Raw genomic sequence first — 13,755 nt, 5'->3', positions numbered from 1 at the left:
GTGACTGATGACCGTCGTCGACGATATCAGGAGTGTCGAGCCGCGCACCGCGGCCGCCCCGACCACGGTCGAGCGTGAGCGGATCCTGGGGGAGTGGGCCACCGGCGTCGAACCCTACGACGTGTCCGCGCTGGTCACCGTGATCCGGCACGGTCATATGGTTCCGACGGGCCGTGCGGCCGCCCGCTGCGCCGACGAACACCTCACCTACGGCGATCTCTTCGACGGACTCGACCGATTCCGGGGTGTGCACCGTTCCTCGGCCGTGCCCACGGCCACCGGTGTCGCCGCGTTGCTGGCCGAATTCGTCACCGCCTCCCGGGTCGGGGTCGGCCGTTTCGGCGGCGACGGCCTGCTGCTGGGTGCCGACGCGCTCGCGGTGGCGGTCGCCGACCGTCGCGGCGTCGCCGCCGACCGCCGGTTGCGCCGGTACGATCCGGCGGCCCGGCCGGCGGATGTGCGCCTGCTGGCGCTGCCGTGGGGCAATCCGCAGAATGCCGTGGATCTGCTGGCGGCATGGTCGGCCGGTGCCTCCGTGGTGGTGCCGACCGAGATCCAGCGCCGGGACCCGGCGCTGCTGGCCGGGCTGATCGAGAGCTACGGGGTCACCCAGGTCGTGGCCGACGCCGAACTGCCGGTGCTGCTGATGGCCGAAGGTGTCGACCGGCTGCCGACGGTGGCCCGCTGGGACCTCGTCGGCACCTATGGCGGCTCGGCGCTGGGGGAAGCGGTGCGCTGTCTGTCGCCGGACGCCGTGGCGACCGTCGCGTTCCACTCGGCCGCCTATCTCGGAGCCGTCTCCCGGGGGCCGCTCGCGCCGACCAGCTGGACCCGGCCGGTGCCGGGAGCGAAGGTCCTGGTGCTGGACGACGGCCGGTTGGTCCCGCCGGGCGTGATCGGCGATATCTACGTGGGCGGGCGAGCTCTCGCGGCGGAACTGGCCGGCGGCCGCGACCGGGAGTGCTTCGTGGACGATCCCTACGAATCCGGCGCCCGGTTGTTTCGGACATCGCGGCGCGGTTGGTGGACTCCGGAAGGCCGGTTGATCGTCGAATCGTGACGCGCGCGCCCGGCCGGGCGTCGGCGTGACAACTTGCGGGGGGTATGGAATACGGCTTCGTCGCGGGTTCGCCCGCGGCGGAGCCGTCGGTCTATCCGGCCCATTGCCGGGTGGCTCCCGTCTGTAGGTGTCCGGACCTGCGGTTTCGTGAATTCCTGTACTCAGGCAGAGGTTTCGCGACCCTCCCTCATGTAAGGTAAGCCTATGCGAAGTCGGGTGGATCGGATCGCGCCGTCGCGCGATCGCCACCACGCCAGATGAGGCGCGACGCCAACGGGGCTGTCGGGAAAGTTGGGAGAACCAGTGGACAGACTTCTGGTCGTCGGTGCGGGTCCGAAAGCAATGGCGGTAGCGGCCAAAGCGTATGTGCTGCGGGAGCTGGGATTGCCCGCGCCGCAGGTCACTGTCGTGGAACCGAACGCGGTGGGCGGGAACTGGCTGGCCGCGGGTGGCTGGACCGACGGCAGGCATCGTCTGGGTACGAGTCCGGAGAAGGATATCGGCTTCCCGTACCACTCCACCTGGGCCCGCGGGCACAATCATGCGGTCGACGAGGCCATGATGGCATTCGGCTGGACGGCTTTCCTGGTCGATCGCGGCACCTACGCCGAATGGGTCGACCGGGGTCGGCCGAGCCCGGAACACAATCTGTGGGCGAAATACCTGCAGTGGGTCGCCCGCCGGTCCGGTGTCGAGATCCTGCGCGGCAGGGTGCGAAGCATTCGCGCCGAAGGCGCGGGCTGGCGGGTCACGGTGGCCGATGCCGAGGGCGGCACCGTCGAGACCGAAGCCGCCCGGCTGATGATCACCGGCCCTGGCGACAGCAGGCGCGCGCTCGCGCAGCATCCGAAAGTGCTGAGTATCGCCGATTTCTGGGATCTGGCCGGGCGGCGGCAGTTGCCGGTGTCCTCGCGGGCCGCGGTGATCGGTGGCGGCGAGACGGCGGGTTCGGCGATGGACGAACTGGTCCGTCACGATGTGCTGACCGTATCGGTGATCTCGCCCGGGGCGACCATCTACACCCGTGGTGAGAGCTACTTCGAGAATTCCCTTTTCAGCGATCCCGCGAAATGGCGGGCGTTGAGTATCGCCGAACGCCGGGATGTGGTGCGGCGTACCGATCGCGGTGTGTTCTCGGTGCGGGTGCAGGAGACCCTGCTCGCGGACAACCGGGTCCATCATCTTCAGGGGCGCGTGGTACGGGTCGCCGATCAGGGCGACGGTGTCGCGCTGACGCTGCGCAACGAATCGCGGCCCGACCAGATGCACGCCTTCGATCTGGTCGTGGACGCCACCGGTGGGCAACCGCTGTGGTTCCTGGATCTCTTCGACGAGGAGGCCGCCGATCTGATCGAACTGGCCGTCGGCGGTCCGCTCACCCAGGCCCGGATCGAGGCGGCGATCGATCACGATCTGGCGGTCGGCGGGTTGCCCGCGAAGTTGTATCTCCCGAATCTCGCGGGTTTGTCGCAGGGGCCCGGATTCCCGAATCTCAGCTGTCTGGGCGAACTCTCGGACCGTGTCCTGGCGTATTCGCCGGCGGAGGCGTCGGCCGGCGGCGGGTCGGCGGTGCGGTCCGGGGATCCGGCCGGTACCCAGCGGGCGGCGGTCTGAAACTAGGCTAGGCTTGCCTTACTTTTATCGGCTATATGAGGATGAGGTTGGTTCATGCGTATCGTCTCGTTCGGGTTCCAGACCTGGGGGCGAAAGACTCTGCAGGCGCTGATCGACTCCGAGCACGAGGTTGTGCTCGCGGTCACCCACCCCGCCAGTGAGGACTCCTACAAGGGGATCTGGTCGGATTCGGTGGAAGAGCTCGCCCGCGAACACGGCATCCCCGTGCACCTGACCGAACGCGCCGACACGGAGACCATAGACCTGGTCGAACGCGCCGAGCCGGACGTGATCGTGGTGAACAGCTGGTACACCTGGATGCCGCCGGAGCTGTACAACATGCCCACTCACGGCACCCTGAACCTGCACGATTCGCTGCTGCCGAAATTCACCGGGTTCTCCCCGGTGCTGTGGGCGTTGATCAGTGGTGCCACCGAATTCGGCCTGACGGTGCACCGGATGGACGAACAGCTCGACACCGGCGATATCCTCGTCCAGCATTCGCTGCCCATCGGGCCGCGGGCCACCGGGACCGAACTGGTGCTCGCGGGTATGGAACTCATCCCCGGCGCGGTGCACGAGGCCCTCGCCGCGCTCGCCTCCGGTACGGCCCAGTGGCGGCCGCAGGACAAGGCCGCCCGCACCTACTTCCACAAACGTTCCGATCGGGACAGCCGTCTCGACTGGAACCGGTCCGCGACGGATCTGGATCGATTCGTGCGTGCCCTCTCGGCCCCGTACCCGCGGGCGTACAGCCACTACCGGGGCGAGCGGATCGAGGTGCTCGAGGCCGCAGTTTCCGCGGCCCGCTACGGCGGCACCCCGGGCCGGGTCATCGTGCAGGAGGACGGCGGTGTCGTGGTGTCGGGTCCCGATGCCCATCGCGGCGACAACCACGGTCTGCTGATCACCCGGATCCGGACCGCCGACGGTACCGAGCACACCGGCGCCGAATTCTTCCGGCGCGGCGGATATCTGACCGACACACCGGAATGACCCGGTCGGGCCGGCGCGTCGGCACCGGCCCGACCGGCCGCATCGAAGCGAACCAGTTCAAGGGCCGAAGGGAATCATGTCGATCATCGCCAACGACGCGAATCACGAGGTCCGGCCCGTCGAACCCGTCCCGTACGGCCGGGACACGACACCGCGGCGCCCGCTGTCGTCCGGGCAGCGCCGCGCCTGGTTCCTGCAGACCCGCGATCCCGACGACAGCACGCTGAACATTCCGCTGGTCTACCGGATGCGCGGGCCGCTCGACCCCGAACGGCTCTGCGCGGCTGTGGAGGCGATCGTCGAACGGCAGGACGTACTGCGCACCACCTACGGGCTGGGTCCGGACGGCGAGCCGTATCAGGTGGTGCGCACCGATCTGCCGTTCCGTTGGCAGGAGCACGACCTGTCCGCGCTGGCCGAGGAACCCGCCCGCCGGCGCGTCGAGGTGCTGACCCGGCGAGCGCTGGCGCAGCCCTTCGATCCGGCCGATGAGGCGCCGCTGCGGATCACCTCGATCCACCTCGGCCCGCGGGATCATGTGCTCCTGCTGGTGGCGCATACGATCGCGTGGGACGACGAATCGGCGTCCGTTTTCGCCACCGAGCTGACGGCGGAATACAACGGCACACCGCTGCCGCCGCCGGTCCGGTCCGAGGAGATCCCGGACGCTGCGGACGACGCCGGTATGGAGTACTGGCGCCGGGTGCTGCAACCACTGCCCGATCCGCTGGAACTGCCGGGTGGATCCGCCCGCCGGGTGACGGGACCGGATACGGCCGTACATACTTCGGTGCCGCTGCCGGCGGATCTGCTCGCGCGAGTACGAGCTGTCGCCGCCGCCCGGGGCACCGGCGAGTCGGCGGTGCTGCTCGCCGCCTTCGCCGCGCTGATCCATCGCTACACGGCCACCGACGATTTCCTGGTTGCCGTACCGGCCGGGCTGCGCGGCCCCCGCGAATCCGCCACCATCGGTTATTTCGGCAACACCCTGCTGGTCCGGGCCACCCCGCGGCCGGAACAGACCTTCGCCGAGTTCCTCGACGAGATCGCGACGACACTGGCCGCCGGTCACGATCATCGGCATATCGGTATCGACCGGGTGGTCCACGCGATCAACCCGGACCGGACCGGGGCACGGGACGGGCTGGAGCAGATGGCCCGGATCGCGTTCGGGGTGCGCTCGCCCGTCACCGTCCCGGAACTCGACGGCATCGAAACCACGCTGGAGACATTCGGTTCGCCCGGCGTACCGGTTCCGTTGCGGGTCACGGTGGTACTCGACGAGCGGGCGCCGCGGTTGGAGGCCGGATACCGGCCGCGACGACTGGCCCGACCGCTGGTCGAACAGCTGCTCACACACTGTGTCCGGCTGCTCGACAGTGCAACCGCCGATCCGCGGGCGCGGCTGGGCGATCTCGATCTCTTCGGGGCACGGGAGCGGGACCTGCTGCTCGCGCGGTCGCACGGTGAACTGGTGGCGAACGCACCCGCGACACTCGTCTCGCTGGTCGAGGAGCGGGTCGTTCGCGACGGTGCCGCAACCGCCGTGATCGCTCCGGGCACGAACGGCGAGCCCGATCTCGAACTCACCTACGCCCGGCTGAACGGCCGCGCAAATCGGCTGGCCCGCTGGTTCGCCGGACAGGGCATCGGTACCGAGGATCTCGTCGCCCTGCGCATCGCGAACTCGGCCGAATTCGTGGTGGCGGTCCTGGCCGTACTGAAGTCGGGCGCCGCCTATCTCCCCATCGACCCCTCCTACCCGGATCAGCGCATCGACTTCATGGACACGGACGCGCGACCGCGACTGGTACTCGGCCGGGTGGAGCTGGCGGTCGCCGAGGAGAGCGCCGCCGGGCTGCCGGAGCACGATCTCGGCGACGACGACCGATTGCGGCCGCTGCGCCCGGACAACCTCGCATACGTGATCTATACCTCGGGATCCACCGGAACTCCGAAAGGTGTCGAGGTCTCGCATGCGGCGATCGCCGACCATCTGCTCGGCTTCGGCGCCGAATGGGAGATGACCGCGGCCGACCGGCTGTTGCAGACCTCGTCGGTGAGCTTCGATGCCTCGCTGCTCGATATCTTCGTGACGCTGAGCCTGGGTGCGTGCCTGGTGATACCGAAACCCGATGCGCTGCGCGATATCCCTTATGTCTCCGATCTGATCACCCGGCACGGGGTGACCGTCCTGCATATGGTCCCCTCGCTGCTGAGCACCTTCCTCATGCTGCCCGAGGTGACCGAATGGCGTGCCCTGAGCCGGGTGCCGGTCGGTGGTGAGGCGCTGCTCGGTGAGGTGGCCGACCGGTTCGCCCGGGTCTTCGACGCCGAACTGCGCAACCACTACGGCCCGACCGAAGGGGTCGTATCGGCCACCCACCTCACGGTTCGAGGACCGCAGGGTACCCGGATCGTCCCGGTGGGCTCGCCCAACCGGAACGTGTACGTCCATCTGCTCGACGATCGGCTGCGATTGGTACCGGACGGGGTGATCGGGGAGATCTACCTCGGCGGGGAGCAGCTGGCCCGCGGATACCTGTACCGGTGCGGGCTCACTGCCGAGCGGTTCGTGGCCGATCCGTTCCGGCCCGGGCGGCGGCTGTACCGGACCGGTGATCTGGCGCGGCGCAACAGTGCCGGGGAGATCGAATTCATCGGGCGCGCCGACGAGCAGGTGAAGGTGCGCGGGTACCGGATCGAATCGGGTGAGGTGCAGGCGGCACTGTCGGCGCATCCGGGCGTCGGCGCCTGCGCCGTGGTGGCGTACCAGGATCCGGCGACCGGCACCGCGCTGGCCGCCTACCTCGTTCCCGCCGCGGGCGAACTCGATATCGCCGAGGTCCGCGCGTACGCGGCGCGCTCGCTTCCCGACTACATGTTGCCGACGGCGTGGGCGGTACTCGACGAGATCCCGCTGACCGAGCACGGCAAGCTGGACAAACGAGCCCTGCCCGCGCCCCGGCGCATCGGGACCGCGCAGGTCCGGCCGCCGAGTACCCCCACCGAGGCGCGGCTGGCCGCGTTGTTCGAGGAGATCTTCGGATGCGCGGGTGTGGGTGCGCACGATTCGTTCTTCGAACTCGGCGGCCATTCGTTGCTGGCGAATCGGCTCGTATTGCTGATCTGGGAGGAATTCGGCGTCACCGTCGACGTCCGGGCGCTGTTCGACGAGCCGACCGTGGCGGGACTGGCGGCGGTGATCGACGCGACCCCGATCGCGGGTTCGGGCCGGCCGCAACTGGATCGCCGGCCCCGCCCCGAACGGATACCGCTGTCCTACAACCAGCGTGCACTTGCCGGAGTCGGCGCGGTCCGGCTCGCGGTCCGGCTGGACGGTCCGCTCGACCGTGCTGCGCTGGCCACCGCCTTCGGTGATGTGTACGCGCGGTACGAGATCCTGCGTACTGTCTTCGCCGGGGAGGGCAACGCGCGGTATCAAGTGGTACAGCCGGAATCGGGCGCCGAACTGATCTGTACCGAACCGGACGAGGCCGGATCGGCGGCGGCGTTGTCCGCGCCGGTCGTATCGGATCGCGCTTCGGGGCCCCTGCTGCAGGCCCGGCTGTTCGTACTCGGCGCGGACCGGTACACACTGCTGCTCACGGCGGATCGGCTGGTGGCCGACGACCGGTCGTTGCGAATTCTGCTCGCCGATCTGGCCACGGCCTATCGCAGCAGGGCCGGGGCGGATGCTCCCCCGCAATGGGCCGGGCCGGCGATCGATTACGCCGACTACACCCTGTGGCAGCTGGCCGTCGTCGAATCGGCGGGGCCGCAGCTCGAGCAGTGGCGTGCCGCGCTCGCCGGATTGCCCGGTATCCCGGCAGCGGGCCGGGACACCGCGACGGAGTTCCGGTCGGCGCACTTCGCGGTGCCCGCCGGTCTGCGCCGCCGGTTGCGGGCCCACGCCGAAACGATGGGGGCCTCCGAGTACATGCTCTATCAGGCAGTGGTGGCCGCGCTGTGCTGTGGGCTCGGCGCGGGTACCGATATCGCGCTGGGCGCACCGCTGTCGGGCCGGGCCGACGATTCCGTTGCCGAGGTGGTCGGGCCCCTGGCCGCGGGTGTGGTGCTACGCCACGATCTGTCGGGTGATCCCACCCTGCGTACCGTGCTCGACCGGGCACGGGCCACCGCGCTCGGGGTCTACGGCAGCCGCGACATGGTGATCGACGGGATCGCCGCCGCGGTGCGCCCGGACCGTTCTCCGTACGACCTGTGCCGGGCGGTAGTGGATTTCAGCGAGTATTCCTGGCCCGGGCAGGCCTGGCTCGGCGACGAGGTCGCGGTGCGCGTGCTGGATACGGGTGTCGATCCGGTGCATCCGCTGGTCTTCGCGTTCGGGTCCACGGCCGGCGGGGATCTGCGGGTGGCCGTGCACGCCGCTACCGAGATCTGTGATCCGGCCGGGGCCGAGCAGCTGGCACGGCAGCTCGAAGGGCTGCTCACGGCCTTCGTCGACGCCCCGGATGTACCGGTCTCGGAGGCGGTTCCGGCGAGTGCGGTACGCCTGCGGTGGGTGGTCGGGGGCGAATCCGAACGGTTCTGATCATGGTGTGTTCCGGATTATGGGGCGAGGGCTGCACAACGCTTCCGGCATCGTTTAGGATAGGCTAACTTTCCTCGACGAGGCGCCGACACAGTCGTTCGCGCCGACCGGGGATTCCATCGGTGAGCTGAGGATCGCAATGCCAGATTCACTCGTGCAGCAAGCGGATACGCGGGCAGTCCCCGGCGCCGTCGCAGCGCCCGGGCGGTCCGCCGCGGGGCGCCCGGTGCCGTTGTCGCTGTCCCAACAGGCGGCGCTGCTGCCGGAACGGTTGCGCGCCGGTCAGGGCGGATCTCCGGTGCCGAATCTGTTCGTCGCGGTGGAGATCACCGGGGGACTGGACGTGGCCGCGCTCGATCGGGCGGCCCGCGCCCTGCTCACCGAACACGAGATCCTGCGCAGTGTGTTTCCCGACGATCGCCGGATGCCCTATCAGCAGCCGCTTCCCGAGCCGGAGTCGGTGCTGGAGATCGCGGAAGGGGTGACCGACGAGGCCGCGCTGGTCGCGGCCCTCGCCGGCGATGCCGGGCATCGGTTCGATCCCGTCCGGCGGATTCCACTGCGGATGCGGCTGTACCGGCTGTCCGGGCGCGATGTCCTCACCGTCGCCGTCCACCCCGTCGCGGCGGACAACGCGGGCCTCGATCTGATCGTCACCGGTCTGTTCGCGCACTACACCGGCGAATCCGTGCCCGCCGCGGGCCAGTACCGCGAGTACGCCGCCGCCCAGTTGCGCAATCTCGCCGCGACCGCGGCCGACGATCCGGCTCTCGCCTATTGGACCGATCGGCTCGCGGGGGTGCCCGAGCGGACGCCGGTCATCACGGTGGGCGCGGGTGGCGGTCTCGCGCATCGCACCGTGGAGCTGCCCGCGGAAACGCTCGCGGCCCTGGCCGCTCCCGGCGTGGAGAGTGCGCCGTTGCTCGCATCGGCGGCGGCAGCGCTGCGTGCCGCCGGGCTCGGGGACGATATCGTGGTCGGATTGGCCGATCCGGCACGTACCGCGCAATCCGCCGCGGTGATCGGTAATTTCACCAACTATCTCGCGATTCGCCTGGATGCCGCCGGTGGGACCGCACGTGACTCGATCGCTCGGGCGGCCGCGGCCGTCGCGACGGCGCGGGAGCACGCCGGACCGCGTATCGAACGGCTGACCCATCTGCTGCGCGGGCACGCTGTTCCGGCCGAGGGCGGGCTGTTCCAGGCCCTGGTCCAGATCCGAACCGGCGGCCCCCTCGAGCTGGAAGGTCACGGGCTGTCGGTCCGGGAGATCGGGCGGCAGGTGGCGCGACCCTACGGCGTGGACATCGTCTTCGATATCGTGCCCGCCGCCGACGGTTCCGCCGCGGTGCACATCGTCTTCCCGCCGCAGCTCGCCGGACGCCCCGAGATCGACACCTTCGCATCCGGTTTCGCGCAGCGCGCCACCGCCTGGGCGGCCGACCCCGACACTCCGATCGGGATCGACGATGCAGCTCCCGCGCTGTTCGCCGCGGCCGCCGGATTCGTTTTCATGACTTCCGGTCTGGGCGGGCCGCCGCAGTCGGAGCCCGAACGCGTGATCGCCGCGGCGATCCGCACCGTGCTCGATCTGGACGAGGACGACGAGGTTGGTCGCGAGGACACCTTCTTCTCACTCGGCGGCGACAGTATCGCTGCCCTGCGCATGGTCACCGACCTGGCCGACCAGGGCTACTCGCTGGACGTCCAGACCGTTTTCGGGCATCCGGCCGTGCACGATCTGGCCCGGCAACTCGAGCGGGCGGAGGCGGGTGCCGATGCCGGTGCCGAGGCCGGCCAGGCGCCCACGATCTCGCCGATGGGGGCGTCGGGGCTCGATGCGGCGACACTGAGCGCGCTGGGGAAGAAGTTCGGCGCTCGCTGAGCGGCCGCGGACCTTTCCGCTCGGCGCACCGCCGTCGGCCGGGGATAAGTCCGAATCGACCGGATTTCCGCATCGCCGCAGGTGAATCGGTCTCGGTGGCCGATTGCCGGGCGATTGTCCGGAGGTTCCCCAGTAGTGGGCACCTCCGCTATTGTTAGGCAAGGCTTGCCTATATTCTCTGGGCAGGTTCTTGTGGTTGAGGAGTGGGATGCTCGACAAATCCGAGGTACGCGACGTTGTGGCGGTAGCCATCGGCGTACCGCCCGAGTCGGTGGGCTACGACGACGATCTCGTCGGTCTGGGCATGCATTCGATGCAGCTCATGAAACTCTCCGCAGCCTGGCGCAAACAGGGACTCGAGGTCCGCAGCTCGGAGTTGGCGCTGGAGCCGACGATCACCGCGTGGACCCGCCTGCTCACCGCGTCCGGGGGTGCGGCGGAGCCGCCCGCGCCCGCAGCCCGGCCGGTCGCCGCCCCCGAACCCGGCGGTGAATTCGGTCTCGCGACCATGCAACACGCGTACTGGATGGGCCGGCGCGGCGACCAGCGACTGGGCGGGGTGGCCGCTCATCTGTACGTCGAATTCGACGGGCACGGGGTACGAGCGGATCGGTTGGAACGTGCGGTGGCCCGGTTGGTCGCCCGCCACGATCAGTTACGCGCACAGTTCCTCGACGCCGGTACCCAGCGAGTACTGCCGGTGGGCCCGCAGGTGTTCGGCACAGTCGATCTGACCGGATCCGCCGACCCGGACGCCGAACTGGAACGGTTGCGCCAGGACAAGAGTCATCAGCGGATGGACGTCGAACAGGGGCGGGTGGTCGATATCACCCTGAGCCTGTTGCCCGGCGGCCGGCACCGGCTGCATCTGGATGTGGACATGCTCGCCGCGGACGCGCAGAGCTACCGGCGGATCCTCGACGACCTGGCACAGCTCTACGACACCGACTCCGAAAGCCTCGAACCCGTCGGCTACACCTTCCGGGACTATCTCGGGGACAAGGAACGTAGGGCCGCGGACAATACCGCCGATCGGGACTGGTGGGCCGAACGCCTGGCCGATATGCCGGATATTCCGGCGTTGCCGGTGGTCCCGGAGACCGAGCGCGCCGATCCGACCCGCAGTATCCGGCTGCACCACTGGTTCGACGCCGAGACCAGGGCGCGGTTACAGCGTCGCGCCCACGGCAACGGGGTCACCCCGGCGGTCGCGCTGGCGACCGTGTTCGCCGAGGTGATCGCACGCTGGTCGGTGCGTCAGCGCTTCCTGCTCAACGTCCCACTGTTCGCCCGCGAACCGCTGCACGACGCGATCGACTCCGTGGTCGGTGATTTCACCAATTCCGTGCTGGTGGACGTCGATGCCACCCGGCCGGAATCCATGACCGCCCGGGCCGGGCGGTTCCAGCACGCTCTGCACACCGGTGCCGCGCACGCCCAGTACGAGGGCCTGGACGTACTGCGCGATCTCGGCCGGCTACGCGGTGCCCCGGTCACGCCGTCGGTCGTTTTCACCTCCGGTCTCGACCTGGGTGAACTGTTCTCCGACCGGGTCACCCGGATCTTCGGCGAGCCGGTGTGGATCCTGTCGCAGGGACCGCAGGTGGATCTGGACGCGCAGGTCGCGGAGGTGAACGGCGGTCTGCTGGTGAACTGGGACATCCGGCGCGACGCGTTGCCCGCGGGTGTCGCGACGGCGATGTTCGAGCAGTTCCGGCTCATCCTGGCGGCCCTGGTCGAACCGGATGCCGACTGGTCGGCGCCGCTGGCGATCACGCTCCCCCAACAGCAGCGTGCCGTACGAACGGCAGCGAACGCGACCGCCGCGGACCTCGGCGCGCGCACCCTGCACGACTCGTTCTTCGCACAGGCGGCCCGGGACCCGCACCGCATCGCGCTGGGGTGGCGTTCCGGCTCGCTCACCTATGGTGACCTGGCCGGACAGGCACTGGCGGTGGCCGGTGCGCTGGACGCGGCCGGGGTGCGGCCCGGGGATACGGTCGCGGTGATCGTGCCCAAAGGCTATCGGCAGATCCCCGCGGTACTGGGTGTGCTGGCGGCCGGGGCGACCTATCTCCCGATCGGTACCGGGCAACCGGCCGCGCGCCGGGAGAAGATCCTGCGGCGCGGTGGCGCCCGGATCGCTGTGGTCGGCGATGCCCTCGAACTGCCGGACGAGGTGACGGCGCTGGCGCTGGAGAGCGCATTGTCCGGTGCGCCCCTCGCGGCGCCCCGGGAGGTGGCCGCCGACCGGGTCGCCTACGTGTTGTTCACTTCCGGCTCCACCGGTGAACCGAAAGGTGTGGAGGTGGGGCACCGCGCGGCGGCCAACACCATCGATGCGCTCACCGCGTATTTCGGTCTCGGTTCCGGTGATCGCACGATCGCGCTGTCCTCGCTGGAATTCGATCTGTCCGTTTTCGATATCTTCGCTCCGCTCGCCCTGGGCGGTGCCGTGATCTGTGTGGACGAAACCACCGAACGCGATGCCGTGGCGTGGAGCGAACTGATCGAAGAGCATTCGGTCACCGTGCTGAACTGCGCGCCGGGTCTGGCCGCGATGCTGGCCGATACGGCCACCGCCGCTCAGCTCGCCGCGGTGCGGCTGGTGATCACCGGCGGCGACCGGGTGCCGGCCGATCTCGGCCACCGGCTGCGTGCCCGGGTGCCGGGCCTGCGGTTCGCCGGGCTCGGCGGGACCACCGAAACCGCTATCCACTCCACCGTTTACGAGGTCACCGACGAATTCCCGGCCGGATGGGCCACGGTCCCCTACGGTGCGCCGTTGGCGAATGTGGCGCTGCGGGTGGTGAACGAGCGCGGTGAGGACTGCCCGGACTGGGTGCCGGGTGAACTGTGGATCGGTGGAGTGAGCGTGGCCGACGGCTACCGCGGCGACCCCGAGCGCACCGCCGAACGGTTCGTCGAACTCGACGGAACCCGCTGGTACCGCACCGGTGATCTGGCCCGCTATCTGCCCGACGGCACGGTCGAATTCCTGGGCCGGGCCGACCATCAGGTCAAGATCCGCGGTTACCGGGTCGAACTCGGGGAAGTGGAGTCGGCGCTGGCCGCGCTACCGGATATCCGCGCGGCCGTCGCGCTGGTCACCGGGTCCGGCCGGTTGGTGGCGGCCGCGGTGACCGTGCCGGGTACCACCCCGGCCGACCCGGCCGCGCGGCTCGGGGAACTGCTGCCCGCACATATGATCCCGGACTCGGTCCGGTTCCTGGACGAGATGCCGTTGACCGCCAACGGCAAATCCGACCGGGCCGCGATCCGGGCGCTGTTCGCCGACACCGACAGCGAACCCGCGGCCGGTTACATCGAACCCGCCGGTGATATCGAGGCGGCTCTCGCCTATATCGCGGCCCAGGTGCTCGGAGTGCCGCGGCTCGGCGTGGAAACCGATTTCTTCGAGGCCGGTGGTAATTCGATTCTGGCGACCACCCTCACCGCCAAGATCCGCAGTCTGCTCGCTGTCACCGATTTCGGGGTCACGGTGGTCCTGGCGGAGCGGACCGTGCGGGGGATCGGCGCGGCGCTGCGGGCCGCGGATACCTCCGGGCGGCTGGAGCGGGTGGCCCGCATTCTGCTGGAGGTCGCCGCCGTCGGTGCTTCCGAGGGCGTGGAGGTCGCCTGATC

At 69.6% G+C, this 13,755-nt stretch carries 6 protein-coding genes; all 6 read left to right on the top strand.

The window, feature by feature from the left end:
• Positions 1–7 precede the first annotated feature (7 nt).
• The 6 genes from ACWCPQ_RS22790 (at position 8) to ACWCPQ_RS22765 (ending at position 13,753) form a co-directional block, all read left to right on the top strand.
• Positions 8–1,060: an AMP-binding protein gene (locus ACWCPQ_RS22790; protein WP_449902038.1), complete on the top strand. Its 1,053-nt coding sequence runs from the start codon at positions 8–10 to the stop codon at positions 1,058–1,060.
• A gap of 303 nt (positions 1,061–1,363) precedes the next feature.
• On the top strand, positions 1,364–2,674 hold the full coding sequence (locus tag ACWCPQ_RS22785) for a SidA/IucD/PvdA family monooxygenase (RefSeq protein WP_449902036.1): 1,311 nt from the start codon (positions 1,364–1,366) through the stop codon (positions 2,672–2,674).
• Between the two features lie 54 nt (positions 2,675–2,728).
• Positions 2,729–3,670, top strand: coding sequence for a methionyl-tRNA formyltransferase (locus ACWCPQ_RS22780; protein WP_449902033.1), 942 nt, complete (start codon positions 2,729–2,731; stop codon positions 3,668–3,670).
• A gap of 76 nt (positions 3,671–3,746) precedes the next feature.
• Positions 3,747–8,225, top strand: a complete 4,479-nt coding sequence (locus ACWCPQ_RS22775) for an amino acid adenylation domain-containing protein (protein ID WP_449902031.1) — start codon at positions 3,747–3,749, stop codon at positions 8,223–8,225.
• 139 nt (positions 8,226–8,364) lie between these two features.
• Positions 8,365–10,110, top strand: coding sequence for a condensation domain-containing protein (locus ACWCPQ_RS22770; RefSeq protein ID WP_449902029.1), 1,746 nt, complete (start codon positions 8,365–8,367; stop codon positions 10,108–10,110).
• Positions 10,111–10,318: 208 nt separating this feature from the next.
• The gene (locus ACWCPQ_RS22765) at positions 10,319–13,753 is read left to right on the top strand and encodes an amino acid adenylation domain-containing protein (RefSeq protein ID WP_449902026.1); all 3,435 of its coding nucleotides are present in this window, start codon (positions 10,319–10,321) and stop codon (positions 13,751–13,753) included.
• The last annotated feature ends 2 nt before the right edge of the window (positions 13,754–13,755 follow it).

This window comes from Nocardia sp. NPDC001965, assembly GCF_053594175.1.
This window is presented reverse-complemented; position numbering and strand designations above follow the sequence as displayed.

What these genes read in the sequence shown, in the direction of transcription:
- ACWCPQ_RS22790 (WP_449902038.1), top strand. Translation starts at nt 8, where the DNA reads ATGACCGTCGTCGACGATATCAGGAGTGTCGAGCCGCGCACCGCGGCC.
- ACWCPQ_RS22780 (WP_449902033.1), top strand. Translation starts at nt 2,729, where the DNA reads ATGCGTATCGTCTCGTTCGGGTTCCAGACCTGGGGGCGAAAGACTCTG.
- ACWCPQ_RS22775 (WP_449902031.1), top strand. Translation starts at nt 3,747, where the DNA reads ATGTCGATCATCGCCAACGACGCGAATCACGAGGTCCGGCCCGTCGAA.
- ACWCPQ_RS22770 (WP_449902029.1), top strand. Translation starts at nt 8,365, where the DNA reads ATGCCAGATTCACTCGTGCAGCAAGCGGATACGCGGGCAGTCCCCGGC.
- ACWCPQ_RS22765 (WP_449902026.1), top strand. Translation starts at nt 10,319, where the DNA reads ATGCTCGACAAATCCGAGGTACGCGACGTTGTGGCGGTAGCCATCGGC.